19 protein-coding genes and 1 riboswitch are annotated in these 20,852 nt (G+C 71.7%); of the genes, 6 read left to right on the forward strand and 13 right to left on the reverse strand.

Annotated elements, in window-relative coordinates; genetic code table 11:
- Positions 1 to 85: 85 nt before the first annotated feature.
- The 4 genes from V6U90_RS16535 to V6U90_RS16550 all read right to left on the reverse strand — a co-directional run bounded on the left by V6U90_RS16535 (position 86) and on the right by V6U90_RS16550 (position 4,843).
- Positions 86 to 694 carry a DoxX family protein gene (locus tag V6U90_RS16535; protein WP_334436755.1) on the reverse strand — a complete coding sequence of 203 codons (609 nt, stop codon included), beginning with the start codon at positions 692 to 694 and terminating at the stop codon, positions 86 to 88.
- A 155-nt stretch (positions 695 to 849) separates the two neighbouring features.
- Positions 850 to 1,653: an SDR family oxidoreductase gene (locus V6U90_RS16540; RefSeq protein ID WP_334436758.1), complete on the reverse strand. Its 804-nt coding sequence runs from the start codon at positions 1,651 to 1,653 to the stop codon at positions 850 to 852.
- Positions 1,654 to 1,802: 149 nt separating this feature from the next.
- The gene (locus tag V6U90_RS16545) at positions 1,803 to 3,365 is read right to left on the reverse strand and encodes an MFS transporter (RefSeq protein ID WP_334436761.1); all 1,563 of its coding nucleotides are present in this window, start codon (positions 3,363 to 3,365) and stop codon (positions 1,803 to 1,805) included.
- 230 nt (positions 3,366 to 3,595) lie between these two features.
- Positions 3,596 to 4,843, reverse strand: a complete 1,248-nt coding sequence (locus tag V6U90_RS16550) for a cytochrome P450 (protein ID WP_334436764.1) — start codon at positions 4,841 to 4,843, stop codon at positions 3,596 to 3,598.
- Between the two features lie 238 nt (positions 4,844 to 5,081).
- Here V6U90_RS16550 and V6U90_RS16555 point away from each other — a divergent pair, with 238 nt between their 5' ends.
- On the forward strand, positions 5,082 to 6,281 hold the full coding sequence (locus V6U90_RS16555) for a serine hydrolase domain-containing protein (RefSeq protein ID WP_334436766.1): 1,200 nt from the start codon (positions 5,082 to 5,084) through the stop codon (positions 6,279 to 6,281).
- A gap of 58 nt (positions 6,282 to 6,339) precedes the next feature.
- On the opposite strand, the gene V6U90_RS16560 is transcribed toward V6U90_RS16555, so the two are convergent.
- From V6U90_RS16560 to V6U90_RS16570, 3 genes are all read right to left on the reverse strand, one after another.
- The gene (locus tag V6U90_RS16560) at positions 6,340 to 7,230 is read right to left on the reverse strand and encodes an alpha/beta fold hydrolase (protein ID WP_334436768.1); all 891 of its coding nucleotides are present in this window, start codon (positions 7,228 to 7,230) and stop codon (positions 6,340 to 6,342) included.
- Positions 7,231 to 7,381: 151 nt separating this feature from the next.
- Positions 7,382 to 8,080 (reverse strand): class I SAM-dependent methyltransferase, encoded by a 699-nt coding sequence (locus tag V6U90_RS16565; protein WP_334436770.1) that lies wholly within the window; start codon positions 8,078 to 8,080, stop codon positions 7,382 to 7,384.
- 121 nt (positions 8,081 to 8,201) lie between these two features.
- Complete coding sequence (locus tag V6U90_RS16570) at positions 8,202 to 9,134, reverse strand: hypothetical protein (RefSeq protein ID WP_334436772.1); 933 nt, start codon at positions 9,132 to 9,134, stop codon at positions 8,202 to 8,204.
- 214 nt (positions 9,135 to 9,348) lie between these two features.
- Between V6U90_RS16570 and V6U90_RS16575 the strand changes: the two genes are divergently transcribed.
- A complete protein-coding gene (locus V6U90_RS16575; protein ID WP_334436774.1) occupies positions 9,349 to 9,600 on the forward strand; it encodes a hypothetical protein in 252 nt (83 codons plus the stop codon).
- A 116-nt stretch (positions 9,601 to 9,716) separates the two neighbouring features.
- On the opposite strand, the gene V6U90_RS16580 is transcribed toward V6U90_RS16575, so the two are convergent.
- Together V6U90_RS16580 and V6U90_RS16585 are read right to left on the reverse strand one after the other, a co-directional pair.
- Positions 9,717 to 10,346, reverse strand: a complete 630-nt coding sequence (locus V6U90_RS16580) for an MBL fold metallo-hydrolase (RefSeq protein WP_334436776.1) — start codon at positions 10,344 to 10,346, stop codon at positions 9,717 to 9,719.
- A complete protein-coding gene (locus tag V6U90_RS16585) occupies positions 10,346 to 11,431 on the reverse strand; it encodes an S-(hydroxymethyl)mycothiol dehydrogenase (RefSeq protein ID WP_334436779.1) in 1,086 nt (361 codons plus the stop codon). Before V6U90_RS16585 ends, V6U90_RS16580 begins: the two co-directional genes overlap by 1 nt.
- Positions 11,432 to 11,633: 202 nt before the next feature.
- On the opposite strand from V6U90_RS16585, the gene V6U90_RS16590 reads away from it, so the two are divergent.
- From V6U90_RS16590 to V6U90_RS16600, 3 genes are all read left to right on the forward strand, one after another.
- On the forward strand, positions 11,634 to 12,347 hold the full coding sequence (locus tag V6U90_RS16590) for a FadR/GntR family transcriptional regulator (protein WP_334436782.1): 714 nt from the start codon (positions 11,634 to 11,636) through the stop codon (positions 12,345 to 12,347).
- A gap of 337 nt (positions 12,348 to 12,684) precedes the next feature.
- Positions 12,685 to 13,512 carry a sterol desaturase family protein gene (locus V6U90_RS16595; protein ID WP_334436785.1) on the forward strand — a complete coding sequence of 276 codons (828 nt, stop codon included), beginning with the start codon at positions 12,685 to 12,687 and terminating at the stop codon, positions 13,510 to 13,512.
- Positions 13,509 to 14,189, forward strand: a complete 681-nt coding sequence (locus V6U90_RS16600; RefSeq protein WP_334436788.1) for a lysoplasmalogenase family protein — start codon at positions 13,509 to 13,511, stop codon at positions 14,187 to 14,189. The genes V6U90_RS16595 and V6U90_RS16600 overlap by 4 nt, the downstream gene beginning before the upstream one ends.
- 21 nt (positions 14,190 to 14,210) lie before the next feature.
- On the opposite strand, the gene V6U90_RS16605 is transcribed toward V6U90_RS16600, so the two are convergent.
- On the reverse strand, positions 14,211 to 15,398 hold the full coding sequence (locus V6U90_RS16605; protein ID WP_334436791.1) for a chorismate-binding protein: 1,188 nt from the start codon (positions 15,396 to 15,398) through the stop codon (positions 14,211 to 14,213).
- 123 nt (positions 15,399 to 15,521) lie between these two features.
- On the opposite strand from V6U90_RS16605, the gene V6U90_RS16610 reads away from it, so the two are divergent.
- Positions 15,522 to 15,722 carry a DUF5999 family protein gene (locus V6U90_RS16610; protein ID WP_334436936.1) on the forward strand — a complete coding sequence of 67 codons (201 nt, stop codon included), beginning with the start codon at positions 15,522 to 15,524 and terminating at the stop codon, positions 15,720 to 15,722.
- Between the two features lie 230 nt (positions 15,723 to 15,952).
- Here the strand turns inward: V6U90_RS16610 and gcvP are convergent, their stop codons facing one another.
- The 3 genes from gcvP to V6U90_RS16625 form a co-directional block, all read right to left on the reverse strand.
- Positions 15,953 to 18,769, reverse strand: a complete 2,817-nt coding sequence (gcvP, locus tag V6U90_RS16615) for an aminomethyl-transferring glycine dehydrogenase (protein ID WP_334436794.1) — start codon at positions 18,767 to 18,769, stop codon at positions 15,953 to 15,955.
- A gap of 78 nt (positions 18,770 to 18,847) precedes the next feature.
- Positions 18,848 to 18,945: riboswitch (glycine riboswitch) on the reverse strand.
- A gap of 219 nt (positions 18,946 to 19,164) precedes the next feature.
- Complete coding sequence (locus tag V6U90_RS16620) at positions 19,165 to 20,082, reverse strand: NAD-dependent protein deacetylase (RefSeq protein WP_334436797.1); 918 nt, start codon at positions 20,080 to 20,082, stop codon at positions 19,165 to 19,167.
- Between the two features lie 124 nt (positions 20,083 to 20,206).
- Positions 20,207 to 20,782 (reverse strand): MerR family transcriptional regulator, encoded by a 576-nt coding sequence (locus V6U90_RS16625; RefSeq protein WP_334436800.1) that lies wholly within the window; start codon positions 20,780 to 20,782, stop codon positions 20,207 to 20,209.
- Positions 20,783 to 20,852: the final 70 nt, after the last annotated feature.

Raw genomic sequence — 20,852 nt, forward strand, 5'->3', positions numbered from 1 at the left:
CCGGGCCGGGCAAACCGGTCGGGGTGAACCGACCATGACCCGGTCCCGGTCGTCGGAGCTGGTACGTCAATCAGGCTGACGTCGCTCATCCGATCTTCGGCGGCGGCGATCCCCAGGTGACGACGACCATGACGAGGGTGATGACGATGGTCGCCGCCAGTGCGACCTTCCGCACCCGGTCCCGGGTACGCGCGGAGAGTTTGGCATGGTCCAGGGAGTACTGTCCGGCGCCGGCCAGCAGCAGCACCAGGCCACCGGCGAGGACCGCCAGCTCCCACTCGAAGCCACCGGGCATGAAGAAGCCCACGCTGAGCTTCAGCGAGGTCGACGTCGCCATGGTGATGACGACCAGCGACGCACCGACCGCGGTGAAGAAGCCGAGCAGCATCGCCAGGCCGGCACCGATCTCCGCGAACGCGAGCAGCCAGGCCATGAACCGCGCCCCGCCACCGAAGCCCTTGTCACCGAGGTAGGTGGCCATCTTGGCGGTGTCCCAGCCGGTCCAGGCACCGGAGAGGTTCTGGATGCCGTGCAGCAGGAACGTGCTGCCGATGGCGAGCCGTACGGCGAGCAGGCCGGCGCCCACCCACGGGTCCTGCGCGACGGCATCCCGAGCCGTCACCGACGATGAACTGGCACTGTCTCTGTTGACATCGCCGCCCCAGTGCCCGGGACGGACAGCATCGGTACTCATGATTCCCAAATTACTGAGGGAATGGCCGCCCGAGGGGATTTCTGTCGGTGCGGGGAAAGCGTCGTTCGGACGACCCGGAAATTGTCCCGACGGGTGGTTGAAAAGCGCCCGCCGCCGGCCGGAACTCATGCTCCGGTCAGCGGCGGGCCGGCCGGTCAGGGGCGCCCGGCCCCGGAGGGGACATCCTCGTCGACATCGGTGAGGCCGTACTCGGCGGCGAGGTCGGCCACGGTGATCGTCCGCCCGGCGTGCCGGGACACCTGCGGGTCCTCCAGCAACGCCCGTACCGCGCGACCGGGGAACTCGATCGAGTCGCTGCCCGGGGGCCGCCCGCCACCGAAGGCCGCCATGATCGCCTCGGTACGGGTGAACCCCGGTGACACCGCGAGCGCGGTCACCCCGTGTGGTCGCAGGTCATGGGCGGCGTCGTGGGCGAGCCGGCTGACGCTGGTCATGGCGAGGTCGTAGAAGAGGTGGTTGGCGATCACCTCGGCGCCGGGCTGCGCCAGACCGGTGAAGACCAGCAGGCCCTTGCGCTCGATGAGCAGCGGGGCCGCGTGCCAGGCGGCCACCAGGTGCCCACGGACGCCGTTGTCGAACATGTTGCGCCAGTGCTCCAACGGCAACGTCCAGAACGGACCGCTCCGGAACGGCAGTGCGTTGCCGTTGAACGCGTTGGCCACCAGCAGGTCGAGCCCGCCGTGTTCGGCCCGGACCCGCTCGAACAGGGCGGCCACCGCCGCGTCGTCGGTGTGGTCGAGGGGTACCGGGATGCCCCGGCCGCCCCGCTCGTCGACCTGCTCGGCGGTGTCCTCGACCGTTCCCGGCAGCTCCGAGTAGCGCCGGTCGCGGCTCTCCCGGTCGGTCAGGTAGACGGTCGCGCCGGCCTCGGCCAGGACGAGGGCTGTCCCCCGGCCCACTCCCCGGGCGGCACCGGTCACCACGGCGACGGTGGTCATCGTTAACTCCTTCCCGCGCGCCGCCCGCAGGGCGTGACGACGCGTTGCGAATCTGTCGGAAATTGACAATAGAAAGAACCGGACACTGGCCGTGGGAACCCGCGACGAACGGCTGTCGGACGCCGGTACGGACCGGATCGCACCCCGGATCAGGCGGCCCGCTCCGGGGCGCCGGGCGACTGGTCCGCCGCAGCACCCCGGGTACGGCGCAGCAGCAGTGCGCAGAGGACCGCGACGACCACGGCGATCACCGCGCTGGTCACGGCGGCGGCCTGCACCGCCTGGGCGAACGCGTCCCGGGCGGCGGCGGCCAGCTCGGCGCCGAGACCGCCGGGCAGCCGCTCCGCCGCAGCCAGCGCACCACCGAGGGTCCGTTGGGCCGACTCACCCACCTCGGCGGGCAGTCCACTCAACGCCGTACCGGACATCAGGTCCCGGTAGACGGCCACGCCGACGGTGCCGAGCAGCGCGATGCCGAGCGCCCCACCGAACTCGGTACCGGCCTCGGAAACCGCCGACGCGGCACCGGCCCGCTCCTCGGGGGCCTCGGAGACGATCAGGTCGGTGGCCACGATGTAGACCGGCGCCACCCCGAGGAAGAACACCACCGAGCCCGCCACCAGCACCGGCAGCCCTGATCCGGCGCCGACCTGGGCCAGCAGCAGGAACCCGACGGCGGCCACCGTCATGCCGGCCGCCATCACGTACCCGGGCCGGATGAGGCGGACCAACGCCGGAGCAACCATCGCGCCGACGACGAACCCGAGCGACGAGGGCACCGTCCAGAGTCCGGCCCGCAACGGCGAGAGCCCGAGCACCAGCTGGAGGTACTGGGAGATGAGCAGCAGGGAGCCGAACGCGACGAAGAAGGCGACGGTGTTGGCGAGCAACGCGACGCTGAACCCGGGGATCCGGAACAGCCGCAGGTCGATCAGCGGCTCGGCGACCCGGCGCAGCCGGCGGACGAACAGCACGCCCACCACCAGGCCGACGGCCACCGACAGCACGGGCAGCCAACCGGCGCCCTCGCTGGCGAAGCGCTTAAGGCCGTAGATCACGGCGAGTACGGCCACCACGGAGAGCAGCGCCCCCGGCAGGTCGAAGCGACCGGCCTGCGGGTTGCGGTACTCCGGGACCAGGACCGGTGCGAGGGTCAGCACCAGCAGCATCACCGGGACCGCCACCAGGAACACCGACCCCCACCAGAACTGCTGGAGCAGCACCCCGCCCAGCAGCGGCCCGAGCACCCCGCCGAGGGAGAAGCTGACCGTCCAGATGCCGATGGCGGTGGTCCGCTGCGCCGGGTCCTGGAACATGTTGCGGATCAGCGAGAGGGTCGACGGCATCAGCGTCGCGCCGGCGACCCCGAGCACCGCCCGGCTGGCGATCAGCGCCTCCGCGCTGGTGGCGAAGGCGGCGACCAGCGAGGCGGCCCCGAAGGCGGCGGCACCGGTCAGCAGCAGCCGGCGTCGGCCGATCCGGTCACCGAGAGTGCCCATGGTCAGCAACGCACCGGCGATCAGGAAGCCGTAGATGTCGACGATCCAGAGCAGTTGCGCGCCGCTGGGCCGCAGGTCCGCACTGAGTTGCGGTACCGCCAGGTTGAGCACGGTCAGGTCCATGGACACCAGCAGGCACGGCAGGGCCAGCACCGCCAGTCCGGTCCACTCCCGACGGCCCGCCCTGGGCGTGGCGGTGGTCGTCGTCTCCATCACCGTCTCCCTGTCTGCTGATCAGCCGTTGATTCCCCGGACAGCACCGGACGGACGGGCCTCCCCGCCCTGCCGGACACCACCACCGGCGGCGGCCGGCGCGCTGCGACAAGATGTAGGAGCCCGGTCGCCCTCAGTCGTGGAAGCGTACTGGGCAGAGCGGGAAAAAGGAGTGGAATGACGCGCGGGGACGGCAAAAACCTGCCGTCCCCGCGCGTCACCGTCCGGCCTCAGCCGCCGGTCGGGGTGAAGCTGATCGGCAGCTCGACCAGACTGCGGAACATCGAGCTGCGCTGGTAGGAGATGTCGGAGTCGGCGATCTCCAGGCGCACGTTCTCCATCCGGACGAGCCGGTCCAGGGCGGTACGCAGCTCCAGCCGGGCGAGGATCGCCCCCAGGCAGAACCGCATACCCGCGCCGAAGGACATCACCTGGGTACCGGTGCGGGTGATGTCGAACCGGTCCGGGTCGTTGAACTTCGCCGGGTCGCGGTTGGCCGCGCCCATCAGGGCGACCACGAAGTCACCCTTGCGCAGCAGCTTTCCGCCCAGCTCCACGTCCTCGCCGAGGCGGCGGCTGTTGGACTGCACGGCCGAGTCGTAGCGCAGGCCCTCCTCGACGCAGCCGGACACCAGGCTCGGGTCGCGCTTGAGCAGGTCGAGCTGGTCGGGGTTGCGGATCAGCGCCAGCAGGGTGTTGCTGATCTGGTTGGTCACCGTGTCGTGGCCGGCGAAGACCACCGAGATGATGGTGCTGACCATTTCGTTCATGGTGACCGGCGGCTCGCCCTTGGCCCGGCTCTCCTCCTGTGCGTCCAGCATCACGCTGATCAGGTCCGGCCCCCGGTAGCTGCCCCGGCTCTCGATCAGGCCCTGCAGGTAGTCGGCGAACGCCCCCATCGCGATGTTGCCCTTGCGGATCTCCTCGTCGTTGGGGATCAGGTCCAGGGTGGGGCCGATGTCCAGCGACCAGGTGCGGACCCCCTCGTAGCCCTCCCGGGGAATGCCGAGCAGTTCGCAGACGAAGGTCAGCGCGAGCGGGGCGGCGAACTCGTTGACCACCTCCATCTCGCCGCGGCGGAACAGCGGGGCGAGCAGCTCGTCGACCACCTCGTCGATCTTCGGCTGGAGCGCCTTCATCCGCTTCGGGGCGAAGACCGGGGTGATCAGACCACGCAGCCGGGCGTGCTTCGGGTCGTCCTCGAAGAACATGGTGTCGCGCATGATCTGCTTGAGCGCGCCCGGGCCGATCATCTCCTCCCACCAGTCCCGCACGCTGGAGCAGCCGAACTTGTGGTCGCTCATCACCAGCCGCACGTCGGCGTAGCGGGTGACGTACCAGGTGTCCTCCGCGCCCAGGTGGACCGGGTCGTTACGCAGCAGCCAGTGGTAGTAGGGGTAGGGGTCCAGCTGGAAACCGGGTTCGAGCGGGTCCAGGCCGGTACGAGGAATCGGGCTCTCCGTGAGCTGGATCGTCATCGTCACCCTCCCGGTGTGTCGCGCCGCCCGCCAGCTCTCGCTATTGAAATATATAGCTGCACGGGTGAGCCCAGTACAGGAGCAAACCGGGCCGAGGTCAAGCCTTTCTGGCGGTACGCCGACAGGTTGCCGAGCGGTCTGCGACCAAGAGTGTCACCGGCGGGAAAGAAACATATAGTGAGCCATCCGTGATCCTCTATCGTCCTGCCGAAGCGACCGACTACGGAAAGGGGCCCCCGTGTCCGACGCCACCCGCGTCACGCTGCCCACGACGCATCGTTCCCCGTACTCCGAACTGGCCCGCCTGCTCGACGCGGTGATCGACGATGCGGTCGGCGAGCAACGGGTGGTCGGCACCGCGGTCCTCGTCGCCCACCGTGGCGAGGTGGTCTTCTCCCGCTACGCCGGCTGGGCCGACCGGGAGGCCGGGGTGCCGGTCGTCCCGGGGCACGTCTTCCGCCTGGCGAGCATGACCAAGCCGGTGGTCTCGGCCGCCGCGCTGGCCCTGGTCGACCGGGGCGCACTGGCCCTGGACACCCCGGTGCACGAGGTACTGCCGTACTTCCGCCCCCGGCTCGCCGACGGCAGCGTTCCGATGATCACGCTGCGCCACCTGCTGGCCCACACCTCCGGGCTCTCCTACGGCTTCCTCTCCCCCGACAACGAGCCCTACCGCAGCGCAGGCGTGTCCGACGGCGGTGACGCCAGCGGCCTCACCCTGGAGGAGAACCTGCGCCGGCTGGCCGACGTGCCGCTGATGTTCGCCCCGGACAGCGAGTGGGGGTACTCCCTCGGCACCGACGTGGCCGGGGCGATGGTCGAGGCGGTCACCGGCGAGCCGCTCGCCGACGCGGTGGCCCGGCTGGTCACCGGCCCGCTGGGGATGACCGACACGGCGTTCGTCGCCACCGACCGGACCCGGCTGACCGCCGCCTACGCCGACCCGGACCGGCCCGGTCGCCCGGCCCGCCGGATGGCCGCCGCCGACCAGGTGCCGATGCCCTTCGGCGGACCCATCCACTACGCCCCGGCCCGGGCCACCGACCCGACCGCGTTCCCGTCCGGCGGGATGGGCATGGTCGGCACCGCCACCGACTACCTGGCATTCCTGGAGGCGGTACGCACCGGCGGCGCGCCGATCCTGTCCGCCGGCGCGGCCGAACTGATCAGCACCGACGCCGTCCCCGGGCACACCGTGCACGTCGGGCCCGGGATGGGCTTCGGCCTGGGCTTCGCGGTGGTCCGCGACCAGCAGGCCGCCGGCTCGGTCCGGCCGACCGGCAGCTACGGCTGGGGCGGGGTCTACGGCACGAACAGCTTCGTCGACCCGCACGCCGACCTGAGTGTGGTCGCGTTGACCAACACCGCGCTGGAGGGACTGTTCGGCGCGTACGTCACCGAGGTCGAGACGGCGGTCTACCGGGGGCTGGACGGCTGAGAGCGACCGGGAACAGGGCGGTCACGCCGCAGCCCCGCCAGTCCTGTTCCCGGTCGCTCTAAGCGGACGCCGGGGCGGTCGCGGGTACGGCACAGGCCGCCGCGATCGCCTCGGCGAAACCGACCGGGTTGTCGTCCATCATCGAGTGCCCCGCATCGGGTACCACGAAGGACGGGATGCCGTGGGCGGTGAATCCGCTGACGTCCACCCGGGACCGCGCCCCGACGATCAGGGCCCGGGGCATGCCGAGTGCGTACAGGTGCTCACGCAGGCTCGGTTCACGGACGGTCCGCAGCGATCGGGCACTGCGGTGCAGGGCGTACGGGGCGGCGTTGCGCACCGCCGCCGCGAAGGTGCCGGCGGTCGCCCCCTCGGTCAGCGACATCTGCTCCAGCATCTCCACCAACGCCCGGTGGCCCCGGTCGACGAACTCGTCCTCGGCCAGGTCGGCCACGTACGGGCTGAGCACGCCCCGCCCCCCGGGGTTGATCGCCGGTTCGGCGAGCACCAGCCGGCCGACCAGGTCCGGCCGGCGCACGGCCAGCACGATGGCCACCGCGCCGCCCATGCTGCTGGCCACCACGGTGCAGCCGGTCAGGCCCAAATGGTCGAGCAGGTAGGCGACGGTCTCCGCGTGCTCCTCCACGGTGTACCCGAACCGGACCGGGCGATCGCTGAACCCGGCACCGAGCAGGTCCACCACGATCCACCGGCGGTCGCGCAGCACCGGTTGCGCGGCGGTCTCCGGGAAGTCCGCCGACCCGGCCGAGGCCAGACCCGGCAGGTACACCCCGACCGACCCGCCCGGCGGTCCACCGTGCGCCCGCGCACCGGTCGGGTCGGCGCCCGTCACCTCCCCGTCGGGCGCGACCGTGGTCACCGCCGGCCGGCCGGCCAGGTCGTGGTAGCGCAGCCAGGCGTGGTGCGCCGGTAGCAGCAGGGAGCGCATGGTCGTCCTCTCGGATGCTCGGCGGGGTCACCCACCCGGGTGCCCGGCGGACTCCCCCCCGGTCGTGGGGGTCCGCCGGGCACCCGACGAGGTCCGGGCCACCCGGGGTGGCGGATCCGCGGCAGCCCCGCCAGTCATACTGCCGACGCTCTCAGGCGCGCTCGGCCTCGACCGCCCAGGCCGGCAACGCGACCCGACCCCGCTCGTCGGTGACCACGTCGATCTTCTCCTGCCGGAAGAACTCCCCGGCGTACTCGTTGACCAGGTAGCTGTCCCGGCGCAGGCCGGTGATGGTCCAGCCGGCGGCGCCGAGTTCGTCGCGGATGATCTGCTCGGTGATCCGGTAGACCCCGGGCAGGTCGGTGGGGAGCTGGTCGGAGAAGCAGCACAGGGTCAGCTTCGCGCCGGGACGGGTCACCCGGTGCAGCGCGGTGAGGTACCGCGCCCGGTGGTCGGCGTCCAGCACGTCGTACAGGGCGCTGTCCACCACCGAGTCGAACCGGCCGTCGTACCCGGCGAGGCTGGTCGCGTCGGCGACGGCGAACTCGACCGTGGCGCCCTGGGCGGCGGCCCGCTTGGCGGCCCACTCCACGGCGGTCGGCGCACCGTCGACACCGGTCACCTGGTAGCCCCGTTCGGCCAGGTAGATGGCGTTGTCGCCGAGGCCGCAACCGGCGTCGAGCACCGCACCGGAGAACCGGCCGGCGTGCTCGGCCGCCACCACGATGGGCTGGGCGGCGCTGATGTCCCACGGCACCGCGCCGAAGGTCATGCCCTCCACGGGGGACGACCCGGTGTAAAAAGCCTCAAATCCCGCCAGGTAGTCCTCCGACGGTGGGGTAGCGGTCATGGTTATCTCCTTGCTGACCGGTGGGCGTCGATGCGAGCGTTTGTACCGCAGGCCGGGGCGGCAAAACGGACACCTGACAGGGAGCCGTCGAACTTTCCGCGGACGCGGCTCCCCGCGCCGGTCAGTTGTACGGCATGCTCGGGAACCAGCCGTACCCGAAGATGGCCGGCACCCGCAGGTCCCAGTAGACGACGGTGAACACCCCGAGGGCGATGGTCAGCGAACCGGTGACCACGGCGGTGCGGCTCGGGCTCTCCGCCAGCCAGTGCAGCACCCGGCCCCGACTGGCCAGCACGACCAGGGCGAACAGCGCGGTGACGATCACGACGTTGCCCAGTGACTGGAGCACGAAGGCACCGGCACCGTAGAGCGGGTTACCGGTGTCGGCGGCCCAGTGGAACAGCTTGTTGAACAGCGGGTACGGCCGGCCGATGAGGAACCCGCCGATCAGCGCGCCCAGCGTCACCACCCGGGCGACCGGACGGTGGGCGAAGATGTCCGGCAGCACCCCCAGCGCCGCCAGGCCGAGGTAGATCAGGGCCAGGCCGATCAGTCCGAAGACCACCGAGGACTGGATGATCCGTACCGGCATGCCGTCGACCGTTTCGGTGGACAGCTGCGGCAGCCGGTCGCCCAGCAGTACCCCGACGAAGCCGTACGTCGCGGAGACCACCACCATGCCGAGGGTCAGCCAACCCACCGGGCGCAGCAGCATCCGGACCGCGTCGGGCCGCCGGCCGGCCTGTCCGGCCTGGCTCATCGGGCCGACCGAGGCGACCATGGCGATGTTGCAGGCGGTGAAGGTACCGGCCAGTCCGGAGACGAAGGCGAAGACCAGTCCGGCGCCGGTACCGGCGATCGCGGTGCCCTTCGCGTCCTGGCCGAGCAGGGCGTTGGCCACGTTGTCGCCGATCACCGAGTCGACGAAGTGGTACGACCAGAGGATCGCCAGGGCCACCCCGGCGAGCACGCTGAACAGCACCACCCGCCCGGTACGGGGTGGCCGGTCCGGCTCGACGGAAATCGGCGGGCTCGCGTTCCGCATCGTGCTCATGTCGCACCTACCCTGTCGTGTCGGGATGGCATCCACGCAGGTCAGCAGCGGCTACCTACCGGCACCGACCGTCGACAGCGAGTGTGGCAGCATGGTCGGGTCGGGAATTATCGCGAATTGCGGTTGCGTCCGGGCCGGTCGTCCCCGGGCGGACCGCGCACCCGGACGCCGAACGGCTGAGGCGCTGCCGTCGGTGGCAGGGAAGGATGAAAGAATGAATGTCCTCTTTCTCGGCGGGCCGTGGCACAACGAACGCCATGAGGTGACTCCCGCCCGCCTGGCATCCGCAGCGCGTTCCCTGCCCACCCACTTCACCGTTCCGGTAGCCATCGCGCACCCGAGGACCGCCGACCCGGCCGCGCCGGCCCACAGCCATGTCACCTACACCCGGCGGTACGCGCGGTCGAACGGCGAGCGCCTGCCGGTCTACGTCGCCCCGGGTTACCAGGGACCGCCCCGGGCCTGACCCGGGGGGCGGGACGGCGGCACGATCCGCTTCCCGGCCGGGGGCGGGACGGCGGCACGGCCGGGGGGGCGGGCGGCGGCGCGATCCGCTTCCCGTCCGCGGCCGGGGATCACCGCTCAGTGGCCGCGACTGATCCACTCGTCCAGGTGCGGGGCCTCCCGGCCGATCGTGGTGCTGTCCCCGTGCCCGGTGTGCACGGTCGTCTCCGGTGACAGGGTGAGCAGCCGCTCCCGGATCGAGCCGATGATGGTGCCGAAGTCGCTGTACGAGCGACCGGTGGCGCCCGGCCCACCGGCGAAGAGGGTGTCGCCGGTGAACACCACACCCAGCCCCGGGGCGTGGAAGGAGCAGGCGCCGGGGCTGTGCCCCGGTGTGTGCAGCACCTGCAGGGTGGTACCGGCGACCTCGATCCGCTGGCCGTCGGCGAGTTCGCCACCGGGTGGGGTGTCCGGGTGGACCATGTCCCACAGCACCCGGTCGGCCGGGTGCAGCAGCACCGGGGCGCCGGTCGTGGCGGCGAGTTGCGGGGCGACGCGGACATGGTCGTCGTGGGCGTGCGTGGCAAGGATCGCGGTGACCCGCCGCCCGCCCACGGTACGCAGGATCGCGTCCACGTCGTGCGGGGCGTCGACGACGACGCACTCCACGTCGTCACCGATGACCCAGACGTTGTTGTCCACGTCGAAGGTCTGGCCGTCCAGCGAGAAGGTGCCGGAGGTGACAGTGTGGTCGACACGGGCCGTCATCAGAACACCACCACCGAGCGGAGCACGTCACCGGAGTGCATCCGGGCGAACGCCTCCTCGACCCCGTCCAGGGTGATCTCCTCGGTGACGAAGGCGTCCAGGTCGAGCCGCCCCTGCAGGTACAGCTCGGTCAGCAGGGGGAAGTCGCGGCTGGGCAGGCAGTCGCCGTACCAGCTCGACTTCAGGGCCCCGCCACGGCCGAAGACGTCCAGCAGCGGCAGGTCGACGGTCATCTGCGGGGTCGGTACGCCGACCAGCACGACCGTACCGGCCAGATCACGGGCGTAGAACGCCTGCTTCCAGGTCTCCGGTCGACCGACCGCGTCGATCACCACGTCGGCGCCGAAGCCGCCGGTGGCCGCCCGGATCGCCTCGACCGGGTCCTCGGCGGAGGCGTCCACGGTGTGGGTGGCGCCGAACCGGCGGGACCAGTCGAGTTTGCGGGCGTCGGTGTCCACCGCGATGATCGTCGTCGCGCCGGCCAGGGCCGCACCGGCCACCGCCGCGTCGCCGACCCCACCGCAGCCGATCACCGCCACCGAGTCGCCCCGGGTGACCTGGCCGGTGTTCATCGCCGCGCCGAGCCCGGCCATCACGCCACAGCCCAGCAGGCCCACGGCGGCGGGGCGGGCCGCCGGGTTGACCTTGGTGCACTGCCCGGCGTGGACCAGGGTCTTCTCGGCGAACGCGCCGATACCCAGGGCCGGCGAGAGTGCGGTGCCGTCGGTGAGGGTCATCTTCTGCGCGGCGTTGTGGGTGGCGAAGCAGTACCAGGGCCGGCCGCGCCGGCAGGCCCGGCAGGTGCCGCAGACCGCCCGCCAGTTGAGCACCACGAAGTCGCCGGGGGCCACCTCGGTGACCCCGTCACCGACCTGTTCCACGATGCCGGCCGCCTCGTGGCCGAGCAGGAACGGGTAGTCGTCGTTGATCCCGCCCTCCCGGTAGTGCAGGTCGGTGTGGCAGACGCCGCAGGTCTGGACGCGGACCACCGCCTCCCCCGGCCCCGGATCGGGTACCACGATGGTGGTCACCTCGACCGGCGCGCCCTTGGCCCGCGACACGACTCCCCGGACTTGCTGGCTCACGGCACTCCTCCTTCTGCGCCCGCCGCCCGCCACGGCCCTGTCCGGCCGTGGCCGGTACGCCGGTCACGCATGGTCCTGCGGCGAACCTACCTCCCGGGAACCGGTCCGGACCGGCCCGGCGTCGGACCGCCCGGACGGGAGCGCCGAACCTACTGGTCCAACCAGTTGACGGGTTGATGTGCTGGCCGTCACACTGCTCGCCATGAACCTGCGTCCCGTACCTCGTGGCTCGGTCTCCGACCACGTCTTCGGCCAACTGCGCGACGCCATCGTCAGCGGCAGCTACGCCCCCGGGGACCCGCTGCCCAGCGAACGGGAGCTGGGCGCGGTCCTCACCGTCAACCGGCACGCCGTGCGCGAGGCGCTGCGCCGGCTGCAACAGCTCGGCCTGGTCCGGGTCAGCCAGGGCGGCGCCACCCGGGTACTGGACTGGCGGGTGCACGCCGGTCTCGACCTGGCCATGTCGCTGACCCAGGTCGACGAGGTACTGCCGATCGACACCCTGGTCCGCGACGTGCTGGAGATGCGGGCCTGCATCGGCACCGACGCGGCCCGGCTCTGCGCGCTGCGCGCCGACCCGGCCACGCGGGCGGCGGTCACCGACGCGGTCACCGGGTACGCCGACGCGGCCCCGGACCTGGACCAGATGGACCAGGCCAACATCGCCCTGTGGCGGCAGATCGTGCAGGGCAGCGGCAACACCGCCTACCTGCTGGCCTTCAACAGCCTGGTCGGCGGCGCGCTGGCGGTCGGCCGGGTGCCGCCGCAACGCCGTACCGCCGAACTGCTCGACACGGCCGGGCACCGCCGGCTGGCCGCGCTGATCGCCGACGGCGACGGCGACGGAGCCGCCGGGCAGGCACACACGCTGCTCACCGCCCCCGTCACCGCCCCCACCGAACGGACCCGGACTTGACATCTCCCCCAGCTGAAGCAGGGGGATTCAACCCTCGCGGATTGAGCTTTCTGCTTCACCGACCGCAGCCGATCCGGAATACCGGCGAGGGACGGTGTACCGCCCATCGGTCTTACACAGTCTCCACAGACGTCACTTCCCGCCAGTCCGGCGGTAGGCCCGACCGGCTTGGTTGTCACCGGCCGGGCGCACGGAGATCAGCACACATGTTCAGTCGCGCACCGCAGACACCTGACACCTGTTCGCCCTGGCGGCGAACCGGCTTTCCCTGTCCTGCTCCGCAGGCGATCCGTTTCCTCCCCCGCCTGAAGGCGGGGGTATCCACGGGAGGCATCTGATGATCCCCGCCGTGCTCTACGCCGTCCCGGCGTTCCTGCTGCTGATCACCCTCGAAGCACTCTGGTACCGGTACCGGCCGACCGACGACGAGCGCGGCTACGAGGTCCGCGACACCGTCACCAGCCTCTCCATGGGCGCCGGCAGCCAGGTCATCGGCGTACCGTGGAAACTGCTGACCGTGCTGGCCTACGCCGGCCTCTACACCGTCGCCCCGGTGCAGCTCTCCCCCACCAGCGGGTGGACCTGGGTGCTGCTGTTCCTCGCCGACGACCTGGCCTACTACTGGTTCCACCGGTCGCACCACGAGGTACGGCTGTTCTGGGCCGGGCACGTCGTGCACCACTCCAGCGTCTTCTTCAACCTCTCCACCGCGTTGCGGCAGAGTTGGACGCCGGTGACCTCGATACCGTTCTGGCTGCCCCTGGCCCTGCTCGGCATCCCGCCCTGGATGATCTTCCTCCAGCAGTCGGTCAGCCTGCTGTACCAGTTCTTCCTGCACACCGAACGGATCCGGACCCTGCCCCGGCCGGTCGAGTGGCTGTTCAACACCCCGTCACACCACCGGGTGCACCACGGCGCGAACCCCGAGTACCTCGACCGCAACTACGGCGGGATCCTCATCGTCTGGGACCGGCTCTTCGGCACCTTCGAACCCGAGCGGGCCCCGGTCCGGTACGGCCTGACCAAGAACATCGGCACCTACAACCCGCTGCGGGTGGCCACCCACGAGTACGTCTCGATCTGGGTGGACGTCCGCGCCGCCAGCCGATGGCGACACCGCCTCGGCTACCTGCTGGGCCGTCCGGGCTGGCAGCCGGCCCGATGACCGCGCTGGTGCTGTTCGCCGTGGTCGCCGCGGTCGAACTGGTCGGCGTCGGTGCCGATCTCACGTTGGTGCAGTGGCTGGCCAAGCCGCTGCTGGCGCCACTGCTGCTGCTCTGGTTGTGGCAACGCCAGCGTCGCCCGGACCCGGTCGCGCTCGGGCTGGTCTTCGCCACCGCCGGAGACGTGGCGCTGCTGATCGACTCGCCGGTGGCCTTCCTGGTGGGGATGGGCTTCTTCCTCGGTACCCAGCTCAGCTTCCTCACCGCGTTCCTGCGCCGACGGCGTCCACCGGTACCGGTGGTCCTCGGGTACCTGGCGCTGTGGGCGCTACTCAACGTGCTGCTGTGGAGCCGGCTGGGTGCGCTGCGGCTGCCCATCCTCGGCTACAGTCTCGCCCTGACCGCGATGGCCGCTGCGGCGGTCGGTATCGGTCGCCGGGTCGCCGTCGGCGGGGCGCTGTTCCTGGTCTCCGATCTGCTGATCGGTCTCGGCGCAGCCGGGCTGGAGCTACCCGGTCAGGGACTGCTGGTGATGACCACCTACATCGCCGCATTGCTGCTGATCACCACCGGTTGGGCCGCCCCCGCCGCACCGGCGACCGCAGGGCCGGCGGCCCCACCGGATGGCCCCGCGGTCGCCGGTGTTAAGAAGGGGCCCTTCCTCTACCGAAAACGATAAGCGGGGGCCCTTCCTTACACCTCAGGTGAGCAGGGTGCGCAGTGGTGCCGCCTTGGCCCGGGCCTCGGCCACCTCGGCGGCCGGGTCGCTGCCCCAGGTGATGCCACCTCCGGCCCACACGTGCAGCCGGTCGCCGTCGGCGGCTGCGGTGCGGATGGTCAGGCCGAGGTCCAGCCGACCCGGCCCGACCCAGCCCAGTGCCCCCATCGCCGCACCCCGGCCGACCGGCTCCAGGGCGGCGATGTGCCGCAACGCCGACAGCTTCGGTGCGCCGGTCACCGAACCACCGGGGCATAGCGCGCGCAGCAGGTCGGCCAGGCCGAGCCCGTCGGCCGGGGACGCGGAGACGGTGGACTCCGCCTGCCACAGGTCGCACCAGCGGCGTACGGCGTAGAGGTCGTCGACCCGCACCGAGCCGGTACGCGCCACCCGGGCCAGGTCGTTGCGTTCCAGGTCGACGATCATGATGTGCTCGGCGCGTTCCTTGGTGGAGGCGAGCAGCTCGGTACGGCCGGCCGGGGTGGCCGGCCGGGTGCCCTTGATCGGCCGGGTGACCAGCCGCCCGTCGACCAGTTCGATCAGCGTCTCCGGGGAGGCGCACCCGATCGCCCAGCCGGCGCCGGCGATGGTGCCGCCGTAGCGGGCCCCGGGCAGCCCACCGAGCCGGGCCAGCACCGGCAGCGGGTCGCCCCGGTACGGGGCGGCGGCATGGCCGACGACGTTGACCTGATAGATGTCACCACGGGCGATCGCCGCACGGGCGGCGTCCACGGCGGCGGCGTGCTGCTGCGCGGTCCAGCTCGGCTGCCATGGCCCCCGCCACCAGTCGACCGGCCCGGACGGGGCCGGCGCCGGAGGGCGGCCATGTCCGTAGACGATCACCGCGACGTCCGGTACGGCCACAGCCGGGTTCGGCGCGCCGGGTGGAGCGGCAACCAGCACCGCCCCGGCGGCGGCGGAGACGAACAGCGCGGCGCCGCAGGGCCCGTCGTCGTGGTGCCCGGCGCCACCCGGACGCGCCAGATCACCGACCGGCAGGCCGTGGGCGGCCAGGAACTGCTCGATCAACGCGGCTGGGTCACCGGGCTCACCCAGGCGCCACTCGAACCGGTCCCGTTCCACCAGGGAGCCGGCGCAGGAGCCGGGGGCGGCAGGCACCCTCATCAGATATGGGAGCGCTTCCACACCGACCGGACCATGGCCCATCATCCGTTCAGTGGATTTCCGGAGAACCGGTCGGGTAGCTGCTCGATGGAGCGCACTCCGGCTTGGTACTGTGCGTCACTGGTCATGTGAACCATGACACAGTGCCCCCACAGTCCGGAGAACCCGATGTGCCAGCACCAACCCACCTGCCCCTCCGCCGACGCGACCGACCGCGAAGCCGCCCGCGTCCTCGCTTGCTTCCCTGAGCAGGGCTGGAGCCTGCTCTGCAACGGTGTCATCGTCTTCGAGGACACCGGCGAACTACTGCCCGACGGCAGCAGCATCGCACCGCACCGAGGCCCCGCCCGGCACGCCCTCGTAGCCTGATCGTCGCTCTCAGTAGCACCTGTCCGGCGCCGACCACAGGCTAGTCCCTGACCTCGGGGCCGCCGCCCACCGGTCGGCGCGGCCCCACCCGCCGGGGCGGTCCGCCCCGCCCCGGCGCGCCGGACGCCGACCAATACCGCAACAGGGGCAGCCGACCAGCACCGGGGCGGCGGCGCCGCCCGCACCGGAACCGTGCCCGGAACGACCGGTCCCGGCACGGTCCGGGCGGCTCAGTCCTCGAACGCCTCCGGGGACGGGCAGGAGCAGACCAGGTTACGGTCGCCGTACGCGCCGTCGACCCGACGCACCGGCGCCCAGTACTTCCCGGCGGGCGACACACCCGGCGGGTAGGCCGCCACCGACCGCGGGTACGGGTGCGGCCAGGAGTCCGCACTGACCATGACCGCCGTGTGCGGCGCGTTGGACAGCGGGTTGTCCCCCGCCGGCCACTCCCCCGAGCCGACCCGGTCGATCTCGCCCCGGATCGCGATCATCGCCTCGCAGAACCGGTCCAACTCGGCCAGATCCTCACTCTCGGTCGGCTCCACCATCAGGGTGCCGGCCACCGGGAAACTCATCGTCGGCGCGTGGAACCCGTAGTCGATCAGGCGCTTCGCCACGTCGTCCACACTCACCCCGGTCGCCTTCGTCAACGGCCGCAGGTCGAGGATGCACTCGTGCGCCACCAGGCCCTTGTTGCCGGCGTAGAGCACCGGGTAGTGGCCCCGCAGCCGGGCCGCCACGTAGTTCGCCGCCAGCACCGCCACCCCGGTCGCCCGGGTCAGCCCCTCGGCACCCATCATCCGCAGGTACGCCCACGGGATCGGCAGGATCCCGGCCGACCCGTACCGGGCCGCCGAGATCGCCGGCCGGTCGCCGGACGCGGCCAGCGGGTCACCCGGCAGGAACGGCGCCAGGTGCGCCCGAACCGCCACCGGACCGACCCCCGGCCCGCCACCACCATGCGGGATGCAGAACGTCTTGTGCAGGTTCAGGTGCGACACGTCGGCACCGAACCGGCCCGGCTTGGCGAACCCGACCAGCGCGTTCAGGTTCGCCCCGTCGACGTACACCTGCCCGCCCGCGTCGTGCACCTTCGCGCAGAGCGAGGCGATCCCCGTCTCGTACACCCCGTGCGTCGACGGGTAGGTGACCATGATCGCGGCCAACGCGTCCCGGTGCTTTTCGATCTTGACATCCAGGTCGACCAGGTCGACGTTGCCGTCGGCGTCGCACCCGACCACCACCACCCGCATACCCGCCATCACCGCGCTGGCCGCGTTCGTGCCGTGCGCCGACGACGGGATCAGGCAGACGTCCCGGTGCGCCGCACCGCGACTGCGGTGGTACGCCCGGATCGCCAGCAGCCCGGCCAGTTCCCCCTGCGAGCCGGCGTTGGGCTGCACACTCACCGCGTCGTACCCGGTCACCTCGGCCAGCCACCGCTCCAGGGAGGCGATCAGCTCCCGGTAGCCGGCGGTCTGCCCGGCCGGCGCGAGCGGGTGGATGTGCGCGAACTCCGGCCAGCTCACCGGCTCCATCTCGGTGGTGGCGTTGAGTTTCATCGTGCAGGACCCCAGCGGGATCATGCCCCGGTCCAGCGCGTAGTCGGAGTCGGCCAGCCGGCGCAGGTAGCGCAGCATCGACGTCTCCGAGTGATGACTGCGGAACACCGGGTGGGTGAGGAAGTCGGTCGTACGCACCAGCGCACCGGGCAGTTCCGTACCGACCTCGTCGGTACATTCGGGCACCCCGAAGGCCGCCCACACCGCCGCCAGGTGCGCGGAGGTGGTGGTCTCGTCACAGGCCACCCCCACCCGGTCGGCGTCCACCAGACGCAGGTTCACCCCGCGCTGCTCGGCCGCCGCGACCACCTCGGCCGCCCGGCCCGGCACCGTGGCGGTGACCGTGTCGAAGAACGCGTCCGCGACCTGCACCCCGCCGGCCCGCAGCCCGGCCGCGAGCCGCGCCGCCATCGCATGGGTACGCCGGGCGATCGCCCGCAACCCGTCCGGACCGTGGTAGACCGCGTACATGCTGGCCATCACCGCCAGCAGCACCTGGGCGGTGCAGATGTTGCTGGTCGCCTTCTCCCGCCGGATGTGCTGCTCCCGGGTCTGCAACGCCAACCGGTACGCCGGGTTGCCGTCGGTGTCCTTGGAGACCCCGACCAGCCGGCCGGGCAGCATCCGCTCCAGACCCGAGCGGACCGCCAGGTAACCCGCGTGCGGACCACCGAAGCCCATCGGCACCCCGAACCGCTGGGTGGTACCGGCCGCGATGTCGGCGCCGATCTCCCCCGGCGGGCGCAGCAGGGTCAACGCCAGCAGGTCGGCCGCGACGGTGACCAGGGCACCGGCGGCGTGCGCCGCACCGACCAGGTCGGCGTGGTCACGCACCGCCCCGGACGCCCCCGGGTACTGTAGGTGCAGACCGAAGAAGTCCCCGGGCAGCGCCTCGGTGGTCAGGTCCAGCACCCGCACCTCGATGCCGAGCGGTTCGGCCCGGCCGGTGAGCACCGCGATGGTCTGCGGCAGGGCGTCGGCGTCGACGACGTACACGTTGCTGCGGCTCTTGGCGGCGCGCCGGGCCAGCGTCATCGCCTCGGCCGCGGCGGTACCCTCGTCGAGCATCGACGCGTTGGCCGTGGCCAGCCCGGTCAGGTCGGTGACCATGGTCTGGAAGTTCAGCAGCGCCTCCAACCGGCCCTGACTGATCTCCGGCTGGTACGGCGTGTACGCCGTGTACCAGGCCGGGTTCTCCAGCACGTTGCGGCGGACCACCGCCGGGGTGTGCGTACCGTGGTAGCCCAGACCGATCATGGAGACCGCGACAGTGTTGCGCGCGGCGAGCGCCCGCAGCTCGCGGATCGTCTCCTCCTCGCTGGCCGCAGCGGGCAGGTCGAGGGTGCCGTGCCAGCGGATCACCTCGGGAATGGCCGCGTCCATCAGCTCGTCGATCGAGCTGTAGCCCACGGCATCCAGCATCTGCCGCTCACTGTCGGGATCCGGGCCGATGTGGCGGGCGGCGAAGTCATCAACGGTCATCTGGGCTGCTCCCGGAGCGAGGTCGACAGGTCGGCCTCCCCCTCTGTCGCCGCCCCGCGCAGGGGTGCTCCACAGTGCCCTGCCCACGCGGTCCTTCTGCCTGAGAGGTTCCGGGGAGGATTTGCCCCTTCGGCGCCGCCCGCACCGACGCGGACGGTCTCTCCCACGTGGGTGATACCGGCACTGCCAACGCTACCAGCGTGCCGGACAACCGCAGCCCGGGCACCCCGCAGAAACCCGCGGCGGAAAGCGCTGACCTCGGCCTCCGGCTCCCAGCACGGCAGCGGGGCGGCGCTGCGGGCACGCTCCGCAACCACCCGGACGACCGCCGTCGCGCCGACCGCCATCGCCCCGACCGCCCACGCTCAGACCGCCGTCACGCCGACCGCGCACGCTCAGACCGCCACCGGGGCGGGGTCACCGCCGGACGCCGTACCGACCGGGACGCCCCCGCCGACGGGAACCGCCGGCAACGCCGCCGGCCCGGCGGCGTCGACCCGGCGGGCCAACTCGGGCAGTACCGCCCCGAGCGGCGCGTCTACGGTGAGGGCCGCGTACCCGTCCCCCCGGGTGGCCCCCTGGTTGACGATCACCACCGGAACCCCGGCCTTCGCGGCCCGAAGCACGAACCGCCGTCCCGACATGACCGTCAACGACGACCCGAGCACCAGCAGCAGCCGGGCCCGTTCGACCAGGGCGAAACAGTCCGCGACCCGGGGCGCGGGCACCGTCTCGCCGAAGAAGACCACATCGGGCTTGAGCATCCCGCCGGAGCAGATCCCGCAGTCCACCACCCGGAACCCGGTTACGTCCGCGTCGGCGAGATCCACGTCACCGTCCGGGTTGACCGCCGCCACCCGGGCATCAAAATCCGGGTTGGCCTGCCGCAACCGCAGGTCCAGCTCCTCCCGGGAAGTCAGGTTCCCACAGGTCAGGCAGACCACCCGGTCGAGCGACCCGTGCAGCTCCACCACCGAGGGACTCCCGGCAGCCTGGTGCAGACCGTCGACGTTCTGCGTCACCACCCCGTCCACCAGCCCCCGGCGCTGCAACCCGGCGACCGCCCGGTGCCCAGCGTTCGGCGCAGCCCGCGCGATGGTCCGCCAGCCCAGATGGCTACGTGCCCAGTAGCGGCGCCGGGCCAGCGAATCCCGGGTGAAGGTCTGGTACGTCATCGGGGTGTGCCGCCGCGCGGCACCGCTGGGCCCCCGGTAGTCCGGGATGCCCGAGTCGGTGGAGAGCCCGGCGCCGCTGAGCACCACCACCCCACCGCCGGCGATCAGCCCGGTCAGGTCGTCGATCCGCTCCGTCACCCGTCAAGACTGCCTCAGCCGGTCACCCACCGCCCACCCATGGCAGGTGGGGCCGCGACGAGCGGTACCGCTGTCCCCGGACGACCGCCAACCGGCGCTGACGATCCGCCGCCACCGCCCCCGGTCAACCGGCGCGACGACGGGCCCGACGGGCGGCGAGCTCGTCCTCAACGGCGCCACCACCGATCGTCGGCATCTCAGCCGGAGCCCCCGCCGGCTCCGCCGGCAGCTGCGACAGCGAGCCCTCGATCTCCTTGAACGCACCACCGATCGCGATGCCGAACACCCCCTGGCCGCCCTGCAACAGGTCGACCACCTCCTCCGGGGAGCGGCACTCGTACACCGTGGTGCCGTCCGAGATCAGCGTGATACCGGCCAGGTCACCGACCCCACGTGATCGCAGCGCCTCGATCGCCTTACGGATGTTCTGCAGGGACACCCCGGCGTCGAGCAGACGCTTGACGACCTTCAGCACGACCAGGTCGCGGAACGAGTAGAGCCGCTGCGTCCCGGAACCCGACGCGTCACGAACACTCGGAATGACCAGCCCGGTACGTGCCCAGTAGTCCAACTGGCGGTAACTGATCCCGACTGCGCTGCACGCGGTGACCCCGCGGTATCCAACCGTGTCGTCGTCGGTGACGGTCCCGGTGTGGCGGTGCTCCAACGTACCCGGATCAGGGTCCAACGGCTCGTTCATCCGGACAACCTCCCCGCCCGTGCGGTTACACGCCGATTGCAGCGACGTGCACCCCTCGATACCGCCACCC

The organism is Micromonospora sp. CPCC 206060, from assembly GCF_036906895.1.
In the GTDB taxonomy this organism is placed as follows: Bacteria; Actinomycetota; Actinomycetes; order Mycobacteriales; family Micromonosporaceae; genus Micromonospora.